The following is a 24799-nucleotide window of genomic DNA, read 5'->3' on the forward strand; positions in this document are numbered from 1 at the left end:
CAATGGCGGACGAGGAATGGGAGGAAGGCGGCGACGCGGCGGCGGAAGCATTCGAGCAGGTGCGCGCCGCGGTCGAGCAGCAGCGCGGCGAGCTGGCATTGATGCGCCGCGCCATCGAGGGACTGGCGGCCGAGCGCGCCAGCATCGACGTGCCCGACTATTCCGAGACGCTGGGGTATGTCGTCCAGGGGCTGGACGGCATCAACGGACGCCTGGACCAGGTTACGACGGCCATCGTGAAGTCGCCGGCGCTGGCGATGACGCCTGCACAGGTTTCGGCGCAGATCAATCGAGCGGCGGCCGACCTTCGCAGCGCCGACCATGCCGCCCTCGCGACCGCCACCGACGAGATGAAGCAGCAGGGGCGCGAGCTGCGCACCGTCGTTCAATCGGCGCTGACGGCGCGGGATCAGAAGGACCGTCAACTATGGTTCGGGTTGAGCGGGTTGCTTATCGGCATCCTCCTCTGGTCCTTCCTTCCCGGTATGGTCGCGCGCGAGATCGCGCCGGCGAGCTGGCAATGGCCCGAACGCATGGCGACGCGGGCTCTTGCCGAGGCGACACCGTGGGATGCCGGGCAGCATTTGATGGCGAGCGCGTCACCGGCGAGCTGGGAGGCGATCGTCGCGGCCGACAGGTTGCTGCGCGACAATCGTGAAAAGATCGAAGGATGCCGGCAAGCGGCAAGGAAGGCGGATCAGCCGGTGCGATGCACGATCCAGGTGGGAGTGAAGAGATAATGGTGATTCCCTACCGCTCGACGCCCATATTCGATGAGGCGACATTGCCCGCTGCCCTGCGCTCCGAACATCGCACCAAGGCCGGTGTGTGGGGCGTGATCCGGGTCATCGAAGGGAGATTGAAGCTCACCTATCTCGACCCGGCCTCGGAGGTGGTCCTTACACCTGACCGGCCAGGGCTGATCTTGCCCGAACAGCCGCATTTCGTGGAACCGCTCGGAGCCATGCGGATGCAGGTCGATTTCTACGATCAGCAGCCAAGCCTTTAGGGAGAGCCATGCCTAAAACAGCCTTGTCATACCCGCTTCTTGCCATCCTCGCGCTTGGTGGCTGTGCGACGCGCGACCCGGCACCGAGTCCCGGCTCGCTTCCTACAAGCCTGTCCCGGCCCGACGCCGAGGCTTTGCCGCATGACCTGACCTATGGCGCGGCGTTAATGACCGTCAAGGTCTACCCGCACCTGGCAGCGAAGGCCGATGCAAACGCCAATCTGTTCATCTCCCCGGTCAGCTTGTCGCAGGGCCTGGGGCTCGCCTACCTTGGCGCGCGGGGCGCCACGCGCGAGGAGATTGGCCGCGTGCTTGGTTGGGATTCGTCCCGCAACGTCCCTGCGCTCATCAAATCCTACAATGCCCAGCTTAACGACACCGGCGATGCCGATACCGCGCTCGGCATCGCGAACGCGCTGTGGCTGGCGAAGGGATTGCCGGTCCGGGACGAGTATGTCGCCGAGGCGCATGCCGGCTTCGGAGCGGCTCCGGAAACCGTCGATTATGCTGGTGATCCCACCGGAGCGGCCGAGCGGATCAATGGCTGGGTTTCGCGCGAGACGAAGGGCAGGATTTCGGAGATCGTCTCTCCGAGCGGCTTCGGGGATGACACCGCCGCTGTGCTGACCAACGCGCTTTACTTCAAGGCGAAGTGGCAGGTGCCGTTCGAGGAGACGGAAACGCGGTCCTTCACGCGTGGCGACGGCACGCGCATCCCGATCACGATGATGAAGCGGATTGGCCGGTTCGACTACCGCGAGACCCGGGAAGGGCAAGCGATCGCGCTGCCTTATGGTCGCAACGGTCGTTTCGTGATGGAGATTTTCCTGCCACGTGACGCGGCAACCCTGCGCCGCTGGGAGCGTGAGCTGAAGGGTGTCGATTTCTTCGCCGGCGAGCAGGGCGGCAATGATCGTTTCGACCTGTCCGCGGAGCAGGCTCGCGAGATGCGGATCGTTCTGCCCCGCTTCGAAGCGAGGTTCGATGAGAGCGTGAAGGCAGCGCTGATCGCAGCGGGCATGCCAAGCGCCTTCGACCAGCAGCGTGCGGACCTGTCGGGGCTCGCCAGCGGTGCGCGCCTCGCGATCGATGACGTGGCGCACGCGACCTTCCTGCGCGTCGATGAGGAGGGCACCGAGGCGGCGGCGGCAACCGCAGTCAAGATCGTCGTGACCAGTGCGCGGATAGAGCCTCAGGTGCCGGAGATGGTGGTCGATCGTCCTTTCCTTGCCACCCTGCGAGACCGAAAGAGCGGCGCGGTGCTGTTTTTCGGGCGCATCGCCGATCCGACAGCGATTCCATAGGCGCACTCAGGGGTGACTACACGAAAGTGACGTATCTGCACGCTAAGGGCGAACAAATCCGGTACGATGCCAGCAGATGCTATTCGCAGGCTTTCCTGCCCCTTTTATGTGGTGCCGCCCTACGGGCGCCGATATGGGAGGGCGGCAATCCGATTGACCAACGATCGAGGTAGAACCCTGCTCGCCAAATATGTGAGCTGGTTGCCCATCCCCGGTATGGCGAAGGATTGCCGATAAACCAGAGCGTGGACTGCATGGGCCGCGCACCGGTCAACGTCCATCAAACCCAACCTCCCCCACTTCAAATCGCTGAGGGCAGCCATGTCTGTGTCGATTCCACCGGGTGCAAAAGACCCAACACTCACTCCCGTCCCGGCAAGCTCCACGGAAAGCGCTCGCATGAGGGTGCTCACATAGGCTTTCGACGCGCCGTAGACCGCTTGGAAGGGCACGGATGTTTCGCCCGCCAGGCTCGACACGGCGATTACTGAGGATTCAAACGGCTGCTCCCTGAAAATCGCAATCAGGCGAGCCAGCAAATCCGTGAAACCGAGTATGTTTGTTTCAATTACCTCGGCATAAGTGTCGGCACGGCCTGCATCAAATGAACCAACGCTCGTCATTCCGGCAACCAACAAAGCGGCTGTTACTTGCAATTCTGCAACCTTAGCCGCGATTTTCTCCCTGCCCTCGATTTCACGTTGATCAGCCACTATAATCTCGCACGGCACATTGAACCGCTCGTCAATTTCGGTCTGTAGCTCCCGCAAGTTGTCGAGCCTTCGTCCAACAATCAGGGGCTTGGCCTGGTACGATGCCGCCAAGCGGAGGGCGGACGCTCTGCCCAAACCGGTCGAAGCCCCTGTGACCAGCACCCACGAGTTCTTGATCGCCAGCGGTTTCACGCGTTTTCCAGAGCCTTGTATAGGGCGGTTTTGCCGATCTTGAGCCGGGCCGCCGCCTCACGAACAGTGAGGCCCGCTGCGATATGCGCCCGCGCTTTACGTAGTTTGTCGGGGGTAACGACAGGCCGGCGACCACCCTTGTTGCCCCGCTCGCGTGCGGCCTTGAGGCCGGCATGAGTGCGTTCACGGATCAGGTCACGCTCGAATTGGGCCAGCGAGCCGAAGATGTTGAACACCAGCATGCCGCCCGAAGTGGTGGTGTCGATATTCTCGGTGAGTGAGCGGAACCCGATGCCGCGCGCCGCAAGCTCGCCGACCTTCTCGATCAGGTGGCTCATCGAGCGGCCGAGGCGGTCGAGTTTCCAGACCACCAGCGTGTCGCCGGGGCGCAAATAGGCGAGCGCTTCGGTTAGGCCAGGCCGATCGGCTTTTGCCCCGGATGCGTGATCGTCGAATATACGGTCGCACCCGGCAGTGTTCAGCGCGTCAAGCTGGAGCGACAGCTTCTGGTCTGCGGTCGAGACGCGCGCATAGCCGATCAGCGCCACATGATGCCCGATCCTGTCCGTTTTCCCGTCATTATGCGATCTTGTCCGAATCGCCGTTACAGGTCCAGAGTTAACGGACATATTCCTGTTGGCCGCCAGAGGACCGTCTGACGGACAAGGACGCGGAAGGAGATAGTGCTTGGCGAGACGGCGACTGGTGAGCGCGGAAATCTGGGCAGGGCATTATGGCGCGCCGCTCGATGAGCGCGAGATTGCGCGGCACTATACGCTGACCGGTGACGACCTGGAAATTGTCGGCCGCCGTCGCGGCGATGCCACCCGGCTCGGCTACGCGATGCTCCTACTCTATATGAGATGGCCTGGCCGTGCGCTGGAAGCGGGCGAAGTCCCGCCCGCTCCTGTGCTCGCCTATGTGGCGCAGCAACTCGGCGTCGCGCCCGAAGCCTTCGCGGACTATGCCCATCGGGACCAGACCCGTCGCGAACATCTCGTTGAAATCCGACGATCGCACGGGTTCAGGATTTTCGACCGCAAGGCTTTCCACGAAGTTGTCGCATTCTCGATCCCGATCGCACAGACCATCGTCCACCCCGGCCAGATGGCGGGGGTCATCGTTGACGAACTTCGGCGCCGGCAGATCCTCCTGCCTTCTTCATCGGTTCTCGAAGCGGTACTCCGGCGTGCTCGCCAGCAGGCCGAACAGCTTACCTATGAAGTGCTCACGAACGGCCTGCGGCCCGATACGCTGCAGGGGCTGGACGATCTGCTGGCCCGACGAACAGGGCAAGCCGCGACATGGCTATCCTGGCTGCGCAATGCACCACAGTCGCCGGCAGCGCGCAACATCCTACGCCTGATCGAACGGCTCACTCATATCCGCGCGCTGGATCTCGATCGCGCCCGTGCCGACATGATCCCGGCTTTGACTTTTGACAGGCTGGCGGACGAAGGCAGCCGGATCACACCCCAGCACCTTGGCGAACTCAATGCCCTGCGCCGCCATGCGACGCTGGCGGCGCAGGGCATCCGTCTTGAGGAAAGCCTGACCGATGCCACCCTGACGATGTTCGACAAGCTGTTGGGCAGCATGTCGCGTCGCGCCGAGAACCGGACCCGTGACAAAGCCCTCAAGACGGTGCGCGAGTTGCAAGGCCATCTCCGGACGCTCACAGGGTCTTGCCGCATTCTCATCGAAGCGCGCACCAACGGTGTGGACTCTCTGGCGCAGATCGAGGCGCTGGATTGGCAGCGCTTCGCCGTGGCGGTCGCGCGGGCCGAAGTACTCGGGCGACCGGAAACCGTCGATCGCACCGCTGAATTGATCGAGCGGCATCGCACGGTGAAGCTCTTTGCCGGTGCCTTTCTCAACACCTTCGAATTTCGCGGCGCCGGTGCGGTGCAGGGACTCCTGTCGGCGCTTACCATCATCGCGGAGCTATACCGGACCGGCAAACGGCGCTTGCCTGATCGCGTGCCGCTGCGCTTTGTGCCCTCCGCATGGCGGCCGTTCGTCCTGCGGGACGGCATCGTCGATCGCGCCGCCTATGAACTATGCGCCTTGTCCCAGCTACGGGAGCGGTTGCGAGCGGGAGACATATGGGTCTCGGGAAGCCGCCAGTTCCGCGATTTCGACAGCTATCTCATACCGCCGGCGACCTTTGCGGCGCTGCGCGAGAAGGGGCCGTTGCCGCTCGCCATCGAAACGGACTTCGATCGTCATATCGAGGAAAGGCGCGCCAGGCTCGACACGGCGATCGAACAGGTGACGGTCCTCGCCCGACAGGGCGAGCTGCCCCAGGTCAGGCTTGACGAAAGCGGCCTTATCATCTCGCCGCTGAAAGCGGCAACGCCACCCGCCACCGAGATTGCCCGTCGCGCTGCCTATGACCGACTGCCGCGCGTGAAGATCACCGATCTCCTGCTTGAGGTCGATGCCTGGACCGGGTTCAGCGAATGCTTCATCCATCGGCGTTCGGGCCGGGAGGCCGACGACCGCAATGCGCTGCTCACCGTCATCCTTGCCGATGGCATCAATCTCGGCCTCACACGCATGGCGGAAACCTGCCGAGGCGCAAGCCTGCGCCAGCTCGCCCATCTCCACGACTGGCACATCAGCGAGGCCGCCTATGGTGAAGCGCTGGGAAGGCTGATCGACGCCCATCGCGCCATGCCGCTCGCCGCGCTGTGGGGAGACGGCACCACCTCGTCGAGCGACGGACAGCAATTCCATGCCGGGGGCCGTGGCGCCGCAATCGGCGACATCAACGCGCGCAGCGGCAACGAACCGGGCGTTGCCTTCTACACCCATGTCTCGGATCGATATGACCCCTTCGCGACCCGGGTAATCGCGGCGACCGCCGGCGAAGCTCCCTATGTGCTGGATGGCTTGCTGTATCAGCAGACCGGCCTGACAATCGAGGAGCACTACACCGATACAGGCGGTGCATCGGACCATGTGTTCGGCCTTATGCCCTTCTTCGGCTACCGCTTCGCGCCGCGCCTGCGCGACATCAAGCAGCGTCGTTTGCACCTCCTTCCCGGCCAGGAAGCCGGCCCCTTGCTTGCCGGCATGACGGCCGAACCGATCGCATTGGGTCATGTCGCGGCGCATTGGGATGAACTGCTGCGGTTCGCCACATCGATACGCACCGGCACCGCCACCGCTTCGGCGATGCTTCGCCGCCTGTCCGCCTATCCGCGACAGAACGGACTGGCCCTCGCGATGCGCGAGCTGGGCCGCCTCGAACGCTCGATCTTCATGCTCGACTGGCTGCGCGACATTGATCTGCGCCGGCGTACCCAGGCGGGCCTCAACAAGGGCGAGGCCCGCAACGCGCTCGCACGCGCGCTCTTCTTCAACCAGCTCGGCGAATTGCGTGATCGGCGGTTCGAGAACCAGACCTATCGCGCCTCCGGCCTCAACCTGCTCGTCGCCGCCATCATCCTGTGGAACACCCGCTATCTCGAAGTGGCGCTGGCTGATATCGGCACGCCCGACGAAATCGCACGTCACGTCGCGCCATTGGGCTGGGAACATATCTCGCTCACCGGCGACTATAGCTGGAATGTTGAAGATCGGCCCGATCCGGATGTCCTGCGGCCACTGCGCGCCATCAGTTCGTTGCTCGCCGCGTAACGTTCACCATACGTTCGCGCTTAGCGTGCGGATGCGTCACTTTCGTGTAGTCACCCCTTACCTGACCACTGTGGAAGGCCTCAAACTGGCGGCCCAAACGTTTGATAAGGATGTCGCCAAACTGTCTTGCTGCGCCGGGTGATTGCTCGGGGATCAACCGGCAACGAATGGCCTCCCTCCAGTGCAAGCCGCTTTGGTGTCAATTTTGTTATTCGCCTCAGCGGGAGAGCAAAATGGCACGACGCCGACTTCTGACCGGAGACGAGCGCCGGCGCCTGTTCGATCCTCCTGTCCAAGAAACCGCGATCATTGGGCATTATACCCTTTCTGCGGAAGATGTTGAATTGGTTGGGCGCCGCTATGGTCCAGCAAATCGCCTCGGTCTGGCTGCACAAATCGCTTTGATGCGACATCCCGGCTTTGGTCTGCAACCCGAGATCGGGCTTCCCGACGTCATTCTTCAGTACCTCGCGGCACAGTTATTCGTCGATCCTTCCTCCTTCTCTGCATATGGTCAGCGCGCGCAAACCCGTACCGATCATGCCGATCTCGTGGCGCGTTATCTTGGCATACGCCCGTTTCGACGCGGCGACCTGGCACTTGCCCTGAATCTTGCCGCGCAAGCCGCCGAGTATACAGACAGAGGTGAACCGATTGTTCGCGCCCTCATGGTTGGCCTGAAGGGTGAGCGGTTCATTCTTCCGTCAGGCGACACACTGGAACGCGCCGGTCTTGCTGGCCGGGCACGCGCACGCAAAGCTGCCGCAGCCGCAATCGTCGAAGGCCTCAGCTCTGCTGAACTGACACGGCTAGACGAACTCGTAATCAACAACCCGGATTTCGGCATGACACCGCTGGCGTGGTTGCGTAATTTCGAAGAAGCCCCGACTGCGGCCAATATCAATGGCTTGCTTGAGCGCCTGCGCTATGTTCGCGGCATAGGTATCCACCCGGTAGTTGGGGGCGCCATTCCGGAATTCCGCTTTGCCCAATTTGTCCGCGAGGGCGGCGTGGCACCGGCATTCCTGCTTTCGGATTACAGCGTCAATCGCAGGCGGGCGACGTTGACGGCCGCAGTGATCGACCTTGAGGCCAGACTTGCCGATGCCGCGATCCAAATGTTTGACCGACTTATCGGCGGCATGTTCACGCGCGCGCGGCGTGGGCGCGAGCGTCGCTACCAAGATAGTATTCAGTCGGTGGGGCAACTCATGCGGCTGTTTGGCGCCACGATTACAGCACTTGATGAGGCTGTCCAGAATGGCGGCGATCCGCTCGAATTGATTGACGAAGCGGTGGGCTGGCACCGGCTTGTTGCGGCAAAGGCCCAAGTAGATGCCCTTGCTGATCTTGCCGGCGAGGACGCACTGGTAACGGCAACCGAGCGTTACGCCACGCTACGGCGTTTCAGCCCGGCATTTCTGGACGCCTTCACCTTCAAGGCGTCTGGAACAGGGACGGCACTGATCAAAGCCATCGATGTCATTCGCGATGCGAACACACGAAAGTCGCGCGACCTTCCCGATGGCGTTCCACTGCCATTCCCCAATCGGCAGTGGAAGCGTCTCATCACCGAAAGCGGCCGTATCGACCGCCGACGTTATGAAATTGCGATCATGGCAACCTTGCGTGATCGTTTGCGCGCCGGTGATGTATGGATCGAGGGAACCCGCAACTATCAGCGCTTCGATGCCTATTTGCTGGGTCGGCGCGACGCCGCCAAAGTGGCGGATGTGCTTCCGTTCGATTCAAATGCTGCATCCTACCTCGCTGACCGGGCACGAAATCTTGACTGGCGGCTGCGCCGATTTGCCAAGCAGTTGAAAACAAACAAGCTTGAGGGAGTGTCGCTCGAACGAGACCGGCTCAAGCTTCAGCAAATGCCGCCTGTCACCCCACCGGAAGCTGAAGCCCTCGATCGCAAGCTCGATACCCTGCTTCCCCGCGTGCGCATCACCGAGCTGCTGCTTGAAGTCGCCGAACGCACTGGTTTTTTGAACGCATTCCGTGACCTGCGCTCAGGCAAGGAGCACGACAACCCCAGCACGGTACTCGCCGCAATTCTGGCTGATGGCACCAACCTCGGGCTGGAGCGGATGGCCAATGCCAGCGAAGGCGTCAGCTATGCCCAACTCGCATGGACCCACAACTGGTATCTTTCACCCGAGAACTATCAGGCCGCGCTGGCCATGATCATCTCAGCCCATCACGAATTACCCTTCGCGCGGCATTGGGGCGCTGGCACCAGTTCGTCGTCCGATGGCCAGTTCTTCCGGTCGGGGCGGAGCCGTTCAGGGGCGGCGGACGTCAATGCCAAATATGGCGCCGAACCTGGCGTGAAAATCTATTCTCACCTTTCCGATCACTTCGCATCATTCGGATCACGGATCATGTCCGCGACGGCAGGTGAAGCGCCTTACGTGCTCGACGGGCTTGTCCTGGGCGCCGGCAACCTTCCGTTGCATGAGCACTATACCGATACCGGCGGCGCCACCGATCATGTTTTCGCACTCTGCCACCTACTCGGGTTCCGCTTCGCGCCCCGGCTGCGCGATATTGGCGACCGCAAGCTGGGTTCGATCGCTGCGCCATCGACATACAAGGGCATCGAAAATCTGATGGGCCGCACCATCAAAACGGCAGCGATCGAGGCCGATTGGGATGACATCGTCAGGATTGTCGCCTCAATCAAGGATGGCACGGTGGCGCCGTCAGTAATCTTGCGAAAACTTGCCGCCTACAAACGCCAGAACAGGCTGGATTTTGCATTGGCTGAACTGGGCCGTATCGAGCGCACTTTGTTCACGCTCGATTGGCTTGAACAACCGGAACTGCGACGTGCCTGTCAGGCCGGTCTCAACAAAGGCGAGGCGAGGCACACGCTTGCCGCCGCCATCTATACCAACCGGCAGGGTCGGTTCACCGATCGCTCGCTGGAAAATCAGGAATTTCGCGCATCTGGGCTGAACCTGCTGATTGCGGCGATTTCCTACTGGAACACGGTCTATCTCGACCGGGCCGCCCAGCACCTCAACGCTGTCGGCACGACGTTCGATGCGGCACTGCTTGCGCACCTTTCTCCGATGGGCTGGGCGCACATCAGTCTGACCGGCGATTACCTCTGGGAGCAGGCCAGGCGACTTCCAGCAGGTGAATTCCACCCACTCAACGAGCCAATGGCGCGGTTGAAGCGTGTAGCGTAGCCCATGTTCCGCTTATGTCCGAGAAATCGTTGTCTGGCGAACAAACCTTGAGGTGACGCCTACTTGCCGTGCTTGGTCCAACCAACGCTGTTTGCACGTTCCAAAGCGACCAAGGCGTCTGATACCGCCTTCTGCGCGACTAGAAGATAACCTTCGGCAATGCTGGGCCATGTTAGCTCATCGAACGGATTTGTGACGTTGCCGCTGAAATAGTCGAGAGCTTCATGGGCGCGTGCAGCCGCCTCGATTACCTTGGCGGTATGTTTCTTTGCCCTGTCAGATTTCTTCATCGTGCCTCATGAAGCCATAGCCCATCAAGAGATCGCAAGCGGTGGCAGCTGCCACCGCTCTACCTTCCGTCAGTTTTGAGCCTGTCACGATCTACGGACAGCTGGGGTAGGACCGGATACTTTAAGGCTTCACGCTCCCGCGCCCGACCTTCATCTATCCCGTATGATGTGCCAATCATCAAACCTACGAAGAACACGGGGATCAAGAGCAGAAGCATCGAGCCGAAGCGTGTTCTACGGCGAGAGCTTTGGATCGCGAGCGCATCACGTTGCAGCTTGAGAGCTGTTATGATCGTCTCGGTAGCAAGGGTGATTTCATGGGCGTCGTCGCCCACATTTGTAAGCAATTGCTCAACGTCCGTCAGAGGGCGTTCCACCTGTTTACCCACTTCGCTTAGATCAGACCAAGCGAGGTTTCTGGAATGAATCACGCGAAGCAAGGTTTCAATGTGACGATCGAGATCGGACACGCCTCTCGATGGCACCGGATCAGACCGGGGAATGTTCATCGTGCGGTTTCCTGTTTCCAAAAGGCATGTGCCATGCACTTAGCGCGAGCGGGACGGCTTCCGCTCCTGCTGGCGAAGCGTCAAATCCTCGCGCGCTATGCGGGTAGCCTCGTTCTGGCGCTGTTGCTCGAAACGGGCCGCAGGAATCGGTCCGCCGTTCTCAATCCGCTTGGCCACCGTTTCCTTCGCGTTCTCGATGTAGCGCGCCTGATCCTCCTTTTTGGGAAAGCGCGTTTTAGCTTCGATTGAGGCCGCCAGGACGTGCGACTGCGCGGCCTTGAATTGCGGATCGGTCGCATTCTCGCGGTGGGAGTTACGGCGGAATTGCTCGGCCGCTGCGCGAGACTCGGTAGGGTCTTGCTTTGCCATGCTCGCTCTTTTCGTAGGGTCTTGAGCTTCGCGCGCCTTGTCACGCGCCGCCAGTCTTTCTCCCTCAAGCTTCAGCTGGGGAGAAGGCTCGAAGTCTTTGACGGCGACACCGGCGCGGGCGGCTTCCAGATAGACCGCCTTCTTGAAATCATCGCTGCCATGAACACGGATCGACTGCCAGCCATTATGCTTCGCAATGGCGACCGCATCGCCAATCGCATGGTCCTTGTTGATCCGAATGCCATCTTGTCCCTTGATCGACATATCGGGCTTTTCATCGCGGCCGCTCCGAAACAGATCGTCGCCTACGCGCAGATATTTGCGTTCGATCTGCGCCGGAAGGGCCAAGGTTGTATCCTCGACCTTCTTGTCTTGGTTCGCCGTCTTCGACGGAGCGTCGGCGCGGGAGGGCGCAGGCTCTGATTTTTCCGCCTTCGACCGTTCGCCCTCAACAATATTCAGCGCCTTGTCGGCCGGGGCCGATGGTGCCGCTTCGCGCTTTACCGTCCGAGGCCAAGCCTCAACATCGGCCAGCGCGGCGCGCTCGCGGGGCTCCAATTCAGCGGCAGGCGCCCCGCGTTTTACGGCGCTATGATAGTCCCTAATAGCAGGGCTTAAGTATTGCCCCACCGGCGTTGAGCCATCGTTCTGCCAGTCCGTGGATGCTAGCCAAGCAGTTTTGCCACCTTTCTGCATCGTCAGCGAATGATCGCCATTGTCCGCCTTGACGTAAGCCTGCATCGCATCGGGAAGAGTAGCGAACGACTGTTTGCTGTTCCCCGGTCCGCCGCGAACTTCGAAAGGGCGTGGCTCAGATGCACCGCGCTGGCTTGTGTCATCATCGGCCATATTCTTCTCCTTCACTTAGAACTAGATCCCGGCGCTGGCCTTCCCACTCCTCTTTTGTCGGGTCGGGACCAATAATGTCGTCGAAGTCGATTTCATCGAAAGCCATGCTGCCGTCCTTCACTGTCAGGTTCGGCATGTCGCGATCGAGGGCGAGAACGTCTTCGGGAATGTCCTGCACCTGGTCATCGGCCAGTGCGGAATAATCGTTGAAAGCCGCCAGCTCTTCATCGCTCAGATCATCGATGGTCGCGATCGGGGCGATCGGCTTGGGCAGCGCCGGCACTTTCGGCGCAGGCGTCAAGCGCGAGCGGAACACGGCATCCTTGAAGTAGCGAATTTTCTTCCCGCGAATGACGGGGATACCGCCCCGGATGACGAGAATATCGTCTTCGGGCAGCTGCATCAGCTCTTGAGGGAGCATCAGTGCGCGCCGCTGTTCGGAGATTGTCTTGCTTCGATTGGCGAGCAATCCATGTATCGTCAGGGACCGGCTTTCCGCATCCTGACCGAGATAACCGAGGCGTTCGGACAGTTCCTTTGCGACCCGCAGTTCCTTGGGCGTGAAGGCAATTTCGACCCCGCAGTTTGATACGATTTCGTCCGCGCCATGCTCCCCATAGACATTTCGCAGCTGGGAGCGTGACTGGATGACGGGAAGCAGACGAAGCCCATAGCCGCGCACATAGGAGAACGCATTTGCAATGACCTGGGCGCGGCCGAGCCGCGCAAATTCGTCCAGAATGAGCAGCACGGACAGCTTTTCGCTATCGTCGGGCAGTTGCCGCGTGTTGAGGTCGATCAGCTGTTGGAAAAACAGATTGTAGAGCGGCGCGACCCTATCGAGTTCATCCGGCGAAACGCCGAGATAGATCGAGGTCGGGATGCGGCGAAGGTCCGTCAGGGAAAAGTCGCTTTCGGCAGTCGCGCGATCGACAATCGGATTGATCCAGAGATTGAGCTTGGAGGTGACGGTCTGGATAATGCCGGTGAATGTGTTGTCAGCGCTGGACGTAAAATCGCTCAACGCAGCGCGGCACCCTTCCGATAGCGCACCATCGCCGGCTTCCTTGGCGAAGAATGCCTTCATCCCTGGCATCGTGATGGTCCGGTAGATCTCGCCAAACGAGAAGGGACGTTCAGGCTTGGCCGCGATCCACGATGCAATGCCGACAAATGCCGTGCGGGCTGATTCCGTCCAGAACGCCTCGCCCTTTTCCGGAGGCACGAAGAGCATCGTGGCGATCTTCTGCAATTCGACCAGAACCTCAATCGGGTCGGACCTGTTGATGTAGCTGAGCGGGTTGTAGCGGGCCGTGCGGCCTTCCCTGTCCGTAGGGTTGAACAGGACAACCTTTTGGCCGCCTTTGCGGCGGAAACCCGCCGTGATTTCGTAGTTCTCACGCTTAATATCGAGCACGACAACCGAATCCGGCCATTGCAACAGATTGGGAATGACGATGCCGACGCCCTTGCCCGATCCGGTAGGGGCTTCGAGCAATACATGCTCCATCTTACCCACCATGAGAAAGCCGTTGCGGAAAAAGCCATTGCGGAAGCGGCCGAGCACAATGCCCTTTTTCGCGCGAAGGCCCGCCTTGCGGATTTCACCTTCGCGCGCGAAACGAGCTTCACCGTGAAGGTTCTTTTTCGGCCGCAGGACGATCGCCATGAGCAACACCGGCAACGGCACGCCTATGACCGCGCCTCGCCAAAGCGCTTCGGTCACGACAGGATCATGCCGGTAATACCAGAAGAAGCCGGGGAGCGTGAGCGGATCATAAGCCGCGGCGGGCATCTTAAGGAAGAACCACGCCACCGTGCCGGTCAGCAGGCCGATCAGCAGGAGCGTGATCGGAAGGAGGACGAGGGCCAGTGCGAGCCTGTTAGAGCCTGTTTTCTGGATCAAAATATATCTCCGTCACGCGAAAGCGGCCTTCGACCTTCTTGGTCTGCACGACCACATCAACCAGCAGCTTGAGCAGGCTGCGAATGTCGTCACGGGCCAGATCGGCGCCGCCCTCGCTTTCCTTGACCAGCAATGTCAGCTGTTCGAACGCGAGTTCGGCCGAGTCCGCATGGATCGTCGTGATCGAGCCGGGATGGCCTGAGTTGACGTTGCGGAGATAGAAGAACGCGGTGCCGTCGCGCAGCTCCTGCAACAGTATCCGGTCAGGCCGCATACGCAGGGCCGATTCCAGAAGATCCTTTGCAGAGATTTTCGCGGTGCCCTGCTTGTCCTTCGCGTAGAGCATGTGGACCACGTTGCGATGCGGAACGACCAATTCGCGCGTGTCTTCGATCGTCAGCAGCCGCTCATGCGGCGGAATGAGCTGGATCAGCCCTTTAGAGAGCGTCGTCTTTCCCGAGCCGGTAGCGCCCGAAATCAGGATATTCTTGCGGCCTTGGACCGCCTTTTGGAAAAATTCGACGTGCTTTCCTGCGTCGAGCAGATCGCGCAATTCAACATCGAGCGGCGAGACTTGCCTAGTTGCGATCTTTGTCTCGCTAAACAGCCCACCGCGCTCGAAGTCCTCCATCGTCAACGTCACCGATGACGGTTTGCGGATGGTGATGGACACGGTGCCGGCAGGGACAGCAGGCGGCACAACCAGCTGCACGCGCTCACCGCTGGGGAGGATTGTGGAGCAGATCGGCGTGGACTGGCTTATGTCCTGATGCGTGAAAGCCGCCGCTGCCCGCGCGAGCGCGAGCAGCGACTTTTCATTGAGGTCAGGCAATGTCTCCCAGGACCATCCATTGCGCGTTTCAATCGCCGCTTCGCCAGCCTTGTTAATCACCAGCTCCGTTACGTCCTCACGCGCAAGAAGAGGACGCAGCGGCAGCAGGGCGTTTTCGAGGACAGCCGTATTGCTCACTGGCCGCGCCTCAGCCGCAGGCCGTAGATGTTGGAGAAATCGAAGTCGCGAGCGACCATAATCCCCACTTCCGCGCCCTGATTGATGCGAAGCACCGGCTGAATCTGCATCGTGTCCCGCAAGATCGTGTCCGACGCTTGGCTGGGAACCCGCGTGACATTATCGGCGTCGGAGACTTCCGAGGCGGCGATCGAGGCGGCATCGTTGAGCGAGCTGAACAACAGCGCGGCCCCGAAGCGTTCCCAAAAGAAGTTCTTCACGCCGCCTGCCATACCTGAACGGCCAAGCGCGTCGCTGGCGGGCGAACCTACGTCGATCGCCACGCCGCGAGGCGTAACCGCGCGGTTCCATACCGCAAAGAGACGATATTTGCCGCGCTGGACGCCGGTTTGATATTCGCCCAAGACGCGCGTTCCCTTTTCCAGCAGGACGACGCGGCCGTTGTCCGAATAAATGTCGCGGGGAATGATGCAGCTGACATATCCGGGCTGACTGGAATCCATCGCCGTTTGCAGCACGCACGGAATGAACGACCCTGCGAGGATCAGCATATCGCGGTTGCCAATGTCGCGGCCTGACACCCGATCAATTTGCGAGGTTTGGCGCATGTTTTCGAGATTTGTCCGGCGCGATCCACCTTGCCCATCACCATCGGCCGACGCACCAATCAACTGCGCGCCCTGTGCTCCTGTGCCGCCGCCCATGGGCAGGCCGGTGGCAGCTGCCACCGCTCCACCGACCCCGCCGCCGTTTTCGCCACCATAAGCCATGATCCCGGCGCGGCGTTGGGCCTCAGCGATGACTTGCCCCTCAGACTTTTGGGGGCGGCCATTCGCGCCGCCCGTGCGGGGCGCTTGGCTTCCATCAAGCGCCGGCACTTCCGTCATGGGCACCGGCGCGTTCGGATCATTTGGCGCATCGGCAAGCGTGGGCGCTATGATCGACTTGGGATCGTAGTTGGCGAGCTGCCTTTCATCCGGCTTTTCCGCTTTCTCGGCCTTTTCGGTTGGATCGCTCCGCATCGCGTCGATTGTGCTGAAACCGAGAACGATCGCGCCGCAGGCAACCGCCGCGAGAACGACCGCCTTTTTGGGGTCGATCGACCTGTTCGGCAGAGCGGCAATCTTCGCCTGGCGCTCGCTTTGCCGCTCAATATCTTCGGGATCGGGCACCGGCTCAGACGCGAGGGGCCGGTTTTCGACCGTCTCGCCCTGCGAGATGATGTTGTCGCCATGCGGCGCGTTGTCATGATCGTTCGCAGCCATTTTATTGAACCCCCGTGGTTCGCTCGACTAGGCCAGAGGCCGTGTCAGTTTTGGGATCGCGCCCGTAATAGTCGGTTTTCTGATTGTGGATGCAGAGCACTTCGAGGCCCCGGCGCAGCCGGATTGTCCTGTAAACCCCGTGCAGCACCACATATTCATCGCGCACATCGAAGGAGGCGATGGCTTCCGATCCATCAGGATTGACGACGAAGAACGCCGGCAATTCACGCTGGTTGGGGAAGCGCATCACGGTGAACTGTCCATTGTCAGACACTTCGGAGGGCTGGATGGCCGTCGATCCTTGCATGATGTAATCGGCGTTGCGTGTGCCTTCCAGCACGCCAATATCGAGCGCGGACTTCACCGCGCCGCGTTCCAAGGCTTTCAGCTGGGCCAGCTGGGCCATTGCGGCTTGCGCCTGCGCCTCGGCCGCTTCCTGTTCAGGATAGCGGAAAACGACCGTATAGAAGCCGCTGCCGCGCTGCGTTGGCGACAGAGCGAAGCGGTAGCTGCGCGGGCCGTAGCGTGAACGGGTTATGACTGTCAGGTTCGTGCGACCCGCGCGCTCGCGCGGTTTGATGAAAAGCGAATTGGCAGCCGGTGCGACTTCCCAAGACACGGTATCGCCCAACGCCACATGCTCGACTACTTCATCCTTGGCGAAGACGATTTCCGTGGCGATGCGGAATACACCCGGAATCTCATAGACTTGCCGATCATTGTAGTTCGCTTCACGAACCCGGTGATCGAGCACCGTCGCATGAGGCGTTTCTTCGGCCATCGCCGGCGACGCAGCTAGCGCGATCGCGAGCGCAAACGGGGCGCTCCACTTCAACACGGTCATTGGGGCACCTCCACGTCAGCGCGATAGCTCTCGACCTGATAGCCAAGCGGATTCTTGAAGCGGTCCACTTCCTTGCTCGGCGTGCCATCGACCTTGTATTTGATGGTCGCGACGGCATCGGTTTTGGTCGAGTTCGAGCCGGTCACAGATTCCTTAGTGAAATAGACCTGCGCGACGTTGCCGCCCAGGAACGACACCCGCTTGATTTCGACAAAAACATCAGTGCGGTTCGCAAGGATGTTTTGCGGACTTTGGGGATTGTCGGTCTTGTAGAAGCGTGACCACCGATCCTGTTCGGGCCGCGCCGACATGACCATGACCGCATCGAAATATTCTTCGCGAGCGGCCGCTATCCAGCCTTCGCGATAGCGGACATAGGTAGCGAGGAAATACTTACGGACCGCCTCGTCATAGGTGATCGTCGCGTCACCGTGGAGCTTGGCGGCGATCGACGCCTCGCCCGTGTTACGGTCCACCGTGATAACATATGGCTCGACCGTTTTTAGAGGCGTCAGGGCTGCAACGGCCACAACGCCAGCAGTCGCCAGGGCGCCAGCAACGCCAGCGACGACCCACGCCAGCTTTTTGGAGCGCTCGGCCGCCGCAAGCTTGTCACGTTCCCAGCTTGCAGCCTCTTCAAAATAGGCTTTCAGCTCGTCCTTTGGAATACCAACTGCCATCGTAACACCTCAGCAATTCGAGTAGATCGGGCCGCGCAGCGAGGCGCTTAGACGCGGCACTTCGACCGCCCGCGATGCGTCCGACTGTTCATTGCCCGGAGTGGAGGGGTCTGCCGGGGCCGCGTCCGGCGTTGCCGGTGCACCCTGATTGAACACGTCCACATTTGCCGGCGCGGTTCGCTGTGCGGCCTGATCCGGGATTGTGGGGAGGGTAAGCCCATGCGGATTTGCAGGCCGCATCGGCCCCTCACATTTGGCTGGCTTTTTGACGGGCTGACCTGCGCAGGCCGCCAGCGCCAGGCAGATTCCGAGTCCAAGCAACTTGCGCATATTCGTTCCCTCAAGCTCTGGTGATTGTGTTTCGGTTGCGCCAACGGCGAACCGCCGACGAGAAGCCCCGCCCCATGCTGGCCCCCATGGCGCGGGCATCGCTGGCCGCGTGCCCTGCGCCCGTTGCAACTGCCCCGCCACCCTTCGTCACCGCGTTGCCGAACTGCGTCACCATTGCAGCCGCGCCGCCGCCAAGTGAGGCAGCTATTCCGGGGATTTGGATGAAGAAAAAGCAGGCGAGAATGTAGAACGCGATGATCCGGATACAGGTGCTCCAGATGTTGTCAAAATCGCCATCGAATGTTGCTGTTGCCGATTCAGCGACATTGGCCACAACGAGCACAAGAAGCATCGCAAATAGCGACAACATCAGAAAGTTGAGGACGCTGCCGAGCCATGAGAAGAAGTAGCTTCTGGTGGAATCAAACAGCAGCGCTGCTACGAAGATCGGCCCGACCACCGCCAGACAGGCGAGCGCAAACAGCGCATAGAGCACGATCACAAAGCCGACAGCCAGTGCGAACAGAGCCGCGATCGCTGTCAAAAGAATGATGATAGTGGCACCGATACACAGCATAATTGCGGCCGCAGCGCCGGGAATATCAGTCAGTGAGGCGTGTTCCTCTGCGTATTTCTCGGTCGCATCCTGCATCGCGAGCAGTGCATCATCGACCCGCGCCCACATCCCATCGAAAGACCCACCAACGCCGTCCGGTGAGCCGCCTACGATCGAGGCAAACTCATGCGGCAGGCCGGTCACGATCATCTGTGCGAGCGATGCTCCATAGAGGTTTGTCACAGCATAATAGAGCGCGGCCAGCATAAGCGAGCGATAGACATATTCGCGGAAGGGGTATTGCACGGCCCCGCGCATAATCGCGTAGCCTAGCAGGATTATGTAAATGATCATGCCAGTGCGGAGCGGTCCAGCGATCCACCCAACAAACCCAGCATAGTTGGACACAACTACCGAATTGAGTTCGTTGGTGAAGCCCTGATAGGCATTCGTAAATAGATCGTATTCCACCAGACCGCTCCGATTAGATATAATTCAAGCTGTTATTACAGCCTTACATTCCAGCTGCCTTCCGTGCTCGCGCACGCTGCTCATCACGTTTCCGCGACCTTTCAATGGAGGCGATTTTGTTCTTTATGCCTCCGCAATTGCGAGCCACTGGCATGGGGAGGTCCGACTGTTTGAGTTCGCTGTTCACGATCTTGTCGCACTCAGCGACGATCACCGGAATCTGATCTTCATGAGTTTTGAGCCAATCAACGTCATGATAGGTCATTAAAATCTCGGGAAATGTGGGCGCGCGTTCGCAGCCGGCGAGCAAGCCGGCTGCGCTGATCGCAAGAAGGACCATTTTCTTCATGGTCAAATTCCAGCTGCCGCCCGCGCTCGCGCACGCTGCTCATCGCGTTTGCGCGACCTGTCCGCAAAAGCTTCGGCCGTGTGCGCCGCGGCCTCCGCTCTGCGCGCTCGCTCCAACGCTTCGACGCGGAGCTGGTCGTTCATCATCGACGCGCTTTCGAGCTGGATGCGCGCTTGAAGGTCAGCAACTTCCTTGGCTGTTGATGCGGTCGCAAGTCGATTGCGCAGCTCTTCCAGACCCTCACCGCGCGATGTGGCCGCTTCGCCCATGCCTTCGGCCATGGCCTTGTCCATCGCGATCGAGCGAGCTGTCTGATAGCGAACGTCAGTCTGATCGCCATTCGCGGATACGCCGAGACGTTCGAGCATGTCCTGATAGATCGCATCAGATCGCCCGCCGTAGCTGCCGCCGCCGCCAAAATCGCCGCGCGCCATGCGTTCGAGCGAGTTCACATCAACGCCCAGGGTGCGAAGTGAATCTGTCTTAAGCTGGTTGGCGATCGAGGAAACATCGGTCAGCTGGTTCAACCCTTGGTAGAGCTGCTGCGCTTCCGCAATCTGCTGGCGACCTTGCTCGATCATCTGCATGGTCTTCTGGATTTGTTCGATATGCTTGAGCACCGACGTGCTATCGAACACAGGGATACCCTGCGCACTGGCTGGCGTCGCGGCCGCAAGGCTCCCGATCGACACAGCCGCCAAGATAAGCTGCTTCATAGTCTCACTCCTTTCAGCTTGGGCGCCGGCGCCGGTGAAATTCCGGCAACCAGAGCTTCGGATCATTGCCCAGTTCGGCAATCACTTCGCGGGCCACGCCCGTTGTTTCAGCGCGGCCCGACAGCACGGCCAGTTCATCGTCCATGCCAATGAGATCCAGGCCGACCACAACGGAGTCATGGCCCTGCTTCACGAGGAATTTGCGGCTTTCCGGCGACAGCTCTTCGCGCACCAGCTTAAATTCCGCCTCCGAGAGCGAGAAGCCTTCGATGTAATCCCGGCGCTGGCCGAACGGATTGGGCAGGAAGATTTTCGTCGCGACCTGCTCCAAGATCGAATGGCTGATCGTGGACCGCAGCGCGTCCGCAGGCGACTGTGTTGCAAAGACGAGGAACGCATTGCGCTTGCGGTATGTCTTGAGGCCATCCTGCGCGAATGCCGTGAACGCCGGATCGGCCAGCGCCTTCCAAAATTCGTCAATCGCAATAACCATGCGCTCGCCTGTCAGGAGCGCGTCTATCCGCTCGAACAGGTAGAGCATGACCGGCGTGCGGATTTCCGCGTTTTCGAGGAAGTCGGTCATATCGAAGCCCACGAAACGGGCTTCGAGAGACATGGAATCTTCCTCATTATCGAAAACCCAGCCAAGGTTCCCCTCGGAGGTCCACTTGACTAGGCGCGCGCCGACGCCGCCCGAGTCCGACATGCCGAGCATGGTCCGCAGCGCCGACAGCGAGCGTTGCTCGCGTGGCAGCTTCATCACGGCTTCGATGCCATCGTCGATCAGGTGCGATTCCTGCACCGTGATCGGCGCCCCCTCTTGCTTCACCAGCTGGCGGATGAAGCGACCGAGGAACGCGCGATGGGAAGCCGTATTGTCGAGCGCCTTGAGCGGAGCGAAGCCCGTAGGTTCCCCGTTGCGCAGCGCGAGATAGGTGCCGCCGCTGGCTCGGACAAAAATTTCCGCGCCTTGATCCTTGTCGATGAAGATATGGCGCGCGTTGAACTTTTCGAGCTGCGCCATCAGGAAGTTGACCAGCACCGTCTTACCGCCGCCCGATGGACCAATGACCATCGAATGGCCCAGGTCTGCCGAATGGAAATTGAAGTAATAGGGGCTGCGAGCGCTTGTCTTGAGCAAGGCGACCGCAGGCCCCCAATGATTGCCGTCCTCGTGCCCTGCAGGGAACGTATGGAAGGGCGAGAACGCCGAGAAATTATATGACGTGATCGGCGCGGGGCGCGCCCTCCACGCGAAGTTGCCGACCAGCTGCGACCAATAGGCAGCTTCCAGCGCCGCGCTTTCGCGGGCGGCGACCATGCCCGTATCGGCCAGCGCCGCGCGCGCGATCGACATGTTATCGCGCAGCTTCTTCAAATCTTCCGCGAACACCGTCAGCGTGAAATGATGGTCCCCCAGCACAAAGCGGTTCGATTGCAAATCGTCGGCCGCGTCGATCAGCTCATCCATCTGGCTGATCGCCTTGTCACCGGCGTTCGCCATTTGGGTCTGGCGAAGCCGAAACCGTTCTGTTGCCGCTGTGCGCGACAGGAACGTGAACGACTGCGTTATGGCGAGGCTGAAATCGACCGAAAGCAGCGATTCAAACTGGCGCGGCGTTGTCGATGACGGATACTCGCGAATGCCGAAAATGCCGCCGAACATCGAATGATCGGCGTCGCGGACCTCAAATGTCTCAGCGCCGATGATGGCGCGGCTCGCATAGAGCGCCGAGCCGAGACGGCCACGGACCAGAGGACAGCGCCGATAGCGCCCGGTCATCACCTGGTTCAATATTTCCAGCGGTTCGGAGAACAGGAGACCCCGGTGCTCATAGATGCCGACACGGCGCGGACGAACGCGCAGCAGTAGCTTTTCCAGATCGCGCACCTTGTCTTCCAGCAGCTCTAGAGCTTCCGCGATATTGGCGTTCTTGTCCTCCTGCTTCTTGCGCAGGAAATCCATCAGCTTGTCGGTCGCGTTTGCTGTTGGGCGGATCACGACCGTCATGAAGAAGCGGTTGCGGAACATGCGTTCGGCCGTCATCCGCTCATAGTATTTTTGATCGAGCTTCGCGGCGAAATGCGAGCGGAACGTGCCGCCTGGATAGTCGCGCACGCGCATCCGCAACATGTGCGTCCAGATCGAAAGCCGCTCGTCATGGATATTGCGCCAGACCCCGTTGAGGCGCGTGTGCCAATCATTCAGATCGCGCACGTCCGAAGTCTCAAAGGGCCGTCCATCCAGTTCGAGCATGAGCATCAGATCGCCGTTATCGAGGGCGACCACATGCTCATTGACATGCCGCGAATACGGCAAGAATTTCTCGGGCATTTCCTCCCGTTTGGCCTTGTCAAAAGGCACCTTCTCCGCGAGCGCGCTCTTACCGAACACCACGACCAAATCCCTTTCGCTTGATTCCGTAGAGCGGCAGCGGCGTGTAGCTCGATCCACCCCAAAAGACGCGGTTCCGGTTCGCCGCTTTGGTCCGGCCCCACAGGAAGATCAGCCGGAATGCGTTCACGTCATGCCGAACGATAAGCCGCGCCATCGCATAAAGCGCGACGGCGGCCGCGCCGCCGTAGAGAGGATTGCCCGAACCAACTAACGTGATTGCGCCCGCCATGATGATGAGCGCGCCCGCTTCAATGGGAACACCCGCCCACAAAGCGGGGCGGGTGACGGCCAAGAACAGCGGGTCTTTTGTCATTTCTTCCTGACCGTCCATCCCCGATCACCCCGTAATCGTGTCGACGATCCAAGGCGCGGAGAACACGATCACCACGCCAACTACGACCGTGACGAGCATCTGCACCGACGCGCGGCCGAGGAACCACAGAAGGCCAACGACGATGATCGCGATGATCGCAAGCGTGCGGAGCAAACCGTTGCTCAGCAGGCCGAGAATGTTGTCGGCCAGGCCTTCAAAGTTTGCCTGCGCAAAAGCCGGCTCCGCTACGAGCAGGCTTGCCAGCAGCGACAGGGGCAGCGCGCGCGCCATGAGCGGCGAGGGCTTGAGACGCGCGAGCAGCGCATCGAGCCGGGATTCAGCCTTGATCTTCCAGATACGAAACATTCGATAACTCCTATCTTCGCCTTACGAACCAATCCGCGCGTGTTGGGCGCGGCCGAAAACATCCCACGCAGGCGGTGCAGGCGGTGGAGCCGCCTCCATGTTCTCCGCTGCGATTTCCGCCAGCTCCACCGGCACACGACCGGCGCCAGTGTCGCTCATGGCGGCGCTGGCGGGCTGATCGCCCACGATGACAGTCGGGATTGCGGTCGCAGGCCGACCGCTGACGCGGCGACCTGCGTTCTCCACGCGGGCGACATAGCCGTTGCGGAAACCTCTCGATTGAGAGCCTGTGTTATACATGCTGAGTGCGACCCGAAGGGCCTCTTGCGGGGTGCGCCCCGTCTTGGCCGAACGGAAATTGGACAGGAGCACCCGGCCTGCCGCTTCGATATTGGAGCACTGCTTGAAAACAGTGTCCCACGTTAGGCCGAGCCATCCCATGTTGCGTGAATTGATTTGGCCGAGGCCGAGATCCACGCTGTAGCCGCGAGCCACATAGGAGCGCGCGGTTGCGATGGCCTCAGCCTCATTACGCGGACGGCGAGGCTGACTGGCCACGCCGTTGACGTTGATCGCAAAAACATAGTTCGAAGATTCCGCATCCACGATCGCGGCGATCGTATGCGGCGCTACCGCTGGGGCGCATTGCGCCGCCAGCGAAAGAACGGCCCCGGTTTCGAGGAACACGTTCCCGCTCCCGGTCAGTTGCGCGGCTGATAGTAGGTCTGTTGCCGCCCGTCAGTCCAAGTGACCGTCAAGCGACCAGGCCTCCCATCATCCGGCTTCTTGTATTTGGTCTTGGCGATGCCCCCGCCCGTGCATGTCGGGAAGCTGCCGCCGAGAGCCAGCACGCGCCACAGTTTCGTTATCGGTGGAACACAGGCTGGATATTGCGTCGGACCACCCGGGTTGGAGATGCACAGCACAACCTCACATGCCCAAGTATTATCCGACGCTACAGCGGGGGTCGATTGCACCGCAGCCCCCACCAAGGCGGTCGCGAGCGCGAAATTAAAAGCTTTCATCGCTTTCTCCCTCGTCATCGAGATTTATGCACATATCACGATGAGGGGGAAAGGGAAGCCTAAAACGCCAATTTGTTGCTGCATTGTTTGTCGGGAACCAATCGGATATGGTCATCCTCATATCCGTAATCGAGCACGACATGCCGCACAGCGCTTGACAGTCGCTTGTAGGTTTTAAGCGTTGGTTGCTCGAATAGGCAGACATTCAGCCACTTATCGCCACGCCACGATACTTTGACATTGATGATCCATTCACTCGACGGCAGTTGCGCAATTTCGACCGCTTGGATCATTCCCCCAGCAGGGCGGCGGGTGGTTAGTTCGCGCTCAAGGATCGGATCATACTGCCAATCGTCGCTATGCGGCATCGTGATTTATTCCCTTTTACCGATTAGGATATGTCTATCCTCGCTTTGACGGCGAGGGCAACCCGGCTTGTCGTCTCTTGCCGCGCAACCACATTACAGCCATTAAGCGTGTCAACACGCTTATTCCGGCACCACACCAACCTCTTGTGTTCTAGACCT

At 60.5% G+C, this 24799-nt stretch carries 25 protein-coding genes; 5 read left to right on the forward strand and 20 right to left on the reverse strand.

What is annotated here, in order from left to right; all coding sequences use genetic code 11:
• The first annotated feature begins 2 nt into the window (after window positions 1–2).
• From IZV00_RS20620 to IZV00_RS20630, 3 genes are read left to right on the forward strand one after another with little or no spacing between them, the layout of a single operon-like run.
• Window positions 3–740, forward strand: coding sequence for a DUF6118 family protein (locus tag IZV00_RS20620; RefSeq protein ID WP_017501675.1), 738 nt, complete (start codon window positions 3–5; stop codon window positions 738–740).
• On the forward strand, window positions 740–1009 hold the full coding sequence (locus IZV00_RS20625; RefSeq protein ID WP_010339208.1) for a DUF1971 domain-containing protein: 270 nt from the start codon (window positions 740–742) through the stop codon (window positions 1007–1009). The genes IZV00_RS20620 and IZV00_RS20625 overlap by 1 nt, the downstream gene beginning before the upstream one ends.
• Before the next feature lie 8 nt (window positions 1010–1017).
• Window positions 1018–2313: a serpin family protein gene (locus tag IZV00_RS20630; RefSeq protein ID WP_230190404.1), complete on the forward strand. Its 1296-nt coding sequence runs from the start codon at window positions 1018–1020 to the stop codon at window positions 2311–2313.
• 119 nt (window positions 2314–2432) lie between these two features.
• Here the strand turns inward: IZV00_RS20630 and IZV00_RS20635 are convergent, their stop codons facing one another.
• On the reverse strand, window positions 2433–3218 hold the full coding sequence (locus tag IZV00_RS20635; RefSeq protein WP_004213209.1) for an SDR family NAD(P)-dependent oxidoreductase: 786 nt from the start codon (window positions 3216–3218) through the stop codon (window positions 2433–2435).
• A complete protein-coding gene (locus IZV00_RS20640) occupies window positions 3215–3766 on the reverse strand; it encodes a recombinase family protein (RefSeq protein WP_004213210.1) in 552 nt (183 codons plus the stop codon). Before IZV00_RS20640 ends, IZV00_RS20635 begins: the two co-directional genes overlap by 4 nt.
• 139 nt (window positions 3767–3905) lie before the next feature.
• Between IZV00_RS20640 and IZV00_RS20645 the strand changes: the two genes are divergently transcribed.
• Both IZV00_RS20645 and IZV00_RS20650 read left to right on the forward strand, forming a co-directional pair.
• Window positions 3906–6863 carry a Tn3 family transposase gene (locus tag IZV00_RS20645; protein WP_196227721.1) on the forward strand — a complete coding sequence of 986 codons (2958 nt, stop codon included), beginning with the start codon at window positions 3906–3908 and terminating at the stop codon, window positions 6861–6863.
• 233 nt (window positions 6864–7096) lie between these two features.
• Window positions 7097–10066 (forward strand): Tn3 family transposase, encoded by a 2970-nt coding sequence (locus IZV00_RS20650; RefSeq protein ID WP_014072601.1) that lies wholly within the window; start codon window positions 7097–7099, stop codon window positions 10064–10066.
• 59 nt (window positions 10067–10125) lie between these two features.
• Here IZV00_RS20650 and IZV00_RS20655 read toward each other — a convergent pair whose 3' ends face one another.
• From IZV00_RS20655 to IZV00_RS20740, 18 genes are all read right to left on the reverse strand, one after another.
• Complete coding sequence (locus IZV00_RS20655; protein ID WP_004213230.1) at window positions 10126–10356, reverse strand: hypothetical protein; 231 nt, start codon at window positions 10354–10356, stop codon at window positions 10126–10128.
• A gap of 59 nt (window positions 10357–10415) precedes the next feature.
• Complete coding sequence (locus IZV00_RS20660) at window positions 10416–10826, reverse strand: hypothetical protein (RefSeq protein WP_225870701.1); 411 nt, start codon at window positions 10824–10826, stop codon at window positions 10416–10418.
• Between the two features lie 78 nt (window positions 10827–10904).
• Entirely contained in the window at window positions 10905–12083 is a 1179-nt protein-coding gene (locus IZV00_RS20665) for an LPD7 domain-containing protein (RefSeq protein ID WP_004213228.1), read from the reverse strand.
• Window positions 12073–13989 (reverse strand): type IV secretory system conjugative DNA transfer family protein, encoded by a 1917-nt coding sequence (locus IZV00_RS20670; protein ID WP_004213227.1) that lies wholly within the window; start codon window positions 13987–13989, stop codon window positions 12073–12075. The genes IZV00_RS20665 and IZV00_RS20670 overlap by 11 nt, the downstream gene beginning before the upstream one ends.
• Window positions 13967–14959, reverse strand: a complete 993-nt coding sequence (virB11, locus tag IZV00_RS20675) for a P-type DNA transfer ATPase VirB11 (RefSeq protein ID WP_004213226.1) — start codon at window positions 14957–14959, stop codon at window positions 13967–13969. The genes IZV00_RS20670 and virB11 overlap by 23 nt, the downstream gene beginning before the upstream one ends.
• Window positions 14956–16224, reverse strand: a complete 1269-nt coding sequence (virB10, locus tag IZV00_RS20680) for a type IV secretion system protein VirB10 (protein WP_004213224.1) — start codon at window positions 16222–16224, stop codon at window positions 14956–14958. The genes virB11 and virB10 overlap by 4 nt, the downstream gene beginning before the upstream one ends.
• 1 nt (window position 16225) lies before the next feature.
• The gene (locus tag IZV00_RS20685; RefSeq protein WP_004213222.1) at window positions 16226–17068 is read right to left on the reverse strand and encodes a TrbG/VirB9 family P-type conjugative transfer protein; all 843 of its coding nucleotides are present in this window, start codon (window positions 17066–17068) and stop codon (window positions 16226–16228) included.
• Window positions 17065–17748: a virB8 family protein gene (locus tag IZV00_RS20690; protein WP_004213217.1), complete on the reverse strand. Its 684-nt coding sequence runs from the start codon at window positions 17746–17748 to the stop codon at window positions 17065–17067. The genes IZV00_RS20685 and IZV00_RS20690 overlap by 4 nt, the downstream gene beginning before the upstream one ends.
• 9 nt (window positions 17749–17757) lie before the next feature.
• A complete protein-coding gene (locus tag IZV00_RS20695; RefSeq protein WP_004213216.1) occupies window positions 17758–18078 on the reverse strand; it encodes a hypothetical protein in 321 nt (106 codons plus the stop codon).
• 10 nt (window positions 18079–18088) lie between these two features.
• Window positions 18089–19105 (reverse strand): type IV secretion system protein, encoded by a 1017-nt coding sequence (locus tag IZV00_RS20700; RefSeq protein WP_004213214.1) that lies wholly within the window; start codon window positions 19103–19105, stop codon window positions 18089–18091.
• A gap of 43 nt (window positions 19106–19148) precedes the next feature.
• Entirely contained in the window at window positions 19149–19454 is a 306-nt protein-coding gene (locus tag IZV00_RS20705) for a hypothetical protein (RefSeq protein ID WP_006949657.1), read from the reverse strand.
• A gap of 2 nt (window positions 19455–19456) precedes the next feature.
• On the reverse strand, window positions 19457–20170 hold the full coding sequence (locus IZV00_RS20710; protein ID WP_006949655.1) for a type IV secretion system protein: 714 nt from the start codon (window positions 20168–20170) through the stop codon (window positions 19457–19459).
• A 13-nt stretch (window positions 20171–20183) separates the two neighbouring features.
• Window positions 20184–22568: a VirB4 family type IV secretion/conjugal transfer ATPase gene (locus IZV00_RS20715; RefSeq protein WP_006949654.1), complete on the reverse strand. Its 2385-nt coding sequence runs from the start codon at window positions 22566–22568 to the stop codon at window positions 20184–20186.
• The gene (locus tag IZV00_RS20720) at window positions 22555–22899 is read right to left on the reverse strand and encodes a type IV secretion system protein VirB3 (protein ID WP_006949650.1); all 345 of its coding nucleotides are present in this window, start codon (window positions 22897–22899) and stop codon (window positions 22555–22557) included. Before IZV00_RS20720 ends, IZV00_RS20715 begins: the two co-directional genes overlap by 14 nt.
• A 6-nt stretch (window positions 22900–22905) precedes the next feature.
• Window positions 22906–23247 carry a TrbC/VirB2 family protein gene (locus tag IZV00_RS20725; RefSeq protein ID WP_004213202.1) on the reverse strand — a complete coding sequence of 114 codons (342 nt, stop codon included), beginning with the start codon at window positions 23245–23247 and terminating at the stop codon, window positions 22906–22908.
• A 21-nt stretch (window positions 23248–23268) separates the two neighbouring features.
• Window positions 23269–23934 (reverse strand): lytic transglycosylase domain-containing protein, encoded by a 666-nt coding sequence (locus IZV00_RS20730; protein WP_004213200.1) that lies wholly within the window; start codon window positions 23932–23934, stop codon window positions 23269–23271.
• A 14-nt stretch (window positions 23935–23948) separates the two neighbouring features.
• The gene (locus IZV00_RS20735) at window positions 23949–24272 is read right to left on the reverse strand and encodes a hypothetical protein (RefSeq protein ID WP_004213198.1); all 324 of its coding nucleotides are present in this window, start codon (window positions 24270–24272) and stop codon (window positions 23949–23951) included.
• A gap of 59 nt (window positions 24273–24331) precedes the next feature.
• Window positions 24332–24640, reverse strand: a complete 309-nt coding sequence (locus tag IZV00_RS20740) for a hypothetical protein (RefSeq protein WP_004213195.1) — start codon at window positions 24638–24640, stop codon at window positions 24332–24334.
• Between the last annotated feature and the right edge of the window lie 159 nt (window positions 24641–24799).

It is taken from the genome of Sphingobium sp. Cam5-1 (assembly GCF_015693305.1).
Classification (GTDB): domain Bacteria; phylum Pseudomonadota; class Alphaproteobacteria; order Sphingomonadales; family Sphingomonadaceae; genus Sphingobium.

What these genes read in the sequence shown, in the direction of transcription:
- IZV00_RS20620 (WP_017501675.1), top strand. Translation starts at nt 3, where the DNA reads ATGGCGGACGAGGAATGGGAGGAAGGCGGCGACGCGGCGGCGGAAGCA.
- IZV00_RS20625 (WP_010339208.1), top strand. Translation starts at nt 740, where the DNA reads ATGGTGATTCCCTACCGCTCGACGCCCATATTCGATGAGGCGACATTG.
- IZV00_RS20630 (WP_230190404.1), top strand. Translation starts at nt 1,018, where the DNA reads ATGCCTAAAACAGCCTTGTCATACCCGCTTCTTGCCATCCTCGCGCTT.
- IZV00_RS20650 (WP_014072601.1), top strand. Translation starts at nt 7,097, where the DNA reads ATGGCACGACGCCGACTTCTGACCGGAGACGAGCGCCGGCGCCTGTTC.
- IZV00_RS20655 (WP_004213230.1), bottom strand. Translation starts at nt 10,356, where the DNA reads ATGAAGAAATCTGACAGGGCAAAGAAACATACCGCCAAGGTAATCGAG.
- IZV00_RS20665 (WP_004213228.1), bottom strand. Translation starts at nt 12,083, where the DNA reads ATGGCCGATGATGACACAAGCCAGCGCGGTGCATCTGAGCCACGCCCT.
- virB10 (WP_004213224.1), bottom strand. Translation starts at nt 16,224, where the DNA reads ATGGCTGCGAACGATCATGACAACGCGCCGCATGGCGACAACATCATC.
- IZV00_RS20685 (WP_004213222.1), bottom strand. Translation starts at nt 17,068, where the DNA reads ATGACCGTGTTGAAGTGGAGCGCCCCGTTTGCGCTCGCGATCGCGCTA.
- IZV00_RS20690 (WP_004213217.1), bottom strand. Translation starts at nt 17,748, where the DNA reads ATGGCAGTTGGTATTCCAAAGGACGAGCTGAAAGCCTATTTTGAAGAG.
- IZV00_RS20695 (WP_004213216.1), bottom strand. Translation starts at nt 18,078, where the DNA reads ATGCGCAAGTTGCTTGGACTCGGAATCTGCCTGGCGCTGGCGGCCTGC.
- IZV00_RS20705 (WP_006949657.1), bottom strand. Translation starts at nt 19,454, where the DNA reads ATGAAGAAAATGGTCCTTCTTGCGATCAGCGCAGCCGGCTTGCTCGCC.
- IZV00_RS20710 (WP_006949655.1), bottom strand. Translation starts at nt 20,170, where the DNA reads ATGAAGCAGCTTATCTTGGCGGCTGTGTCGATCGGGAGCCTTGCGGCC.
- IZV00_RS20720 (WP_006949650.1), bottom strand. Translation starts at nt 22,899, where the DNA reads ATGGACGGTCAGGAAGAAATGACAAAAGACCCGCTGTTCTTGGCCGTC.
- IZV00_RS20725 (WP_004213202.1), bottom strand. Translation starts at nt 23,247, where the DNA reads ATGTTTCGTATCTGGAAGATCAAGGCTGAATCCCGGCTCGATGCGCTG.
- IZV00_RS20735 (WP_004213198.1), bottom strand. Translation starts at nt 24,272, where the DNA reads ATGAAAGCTTTTAATTTCGCGCTCGCGACCGCCTTGGTGGGGGCTGCG.
- IZV00_RS20740 (WP_004213195.1), bottom strand. Translation starts at nt 24,640, where the DNA reads ATGCCGCATAGCGACGATTGGCAGTATGATCCGATCCTTGAGCGCGAA.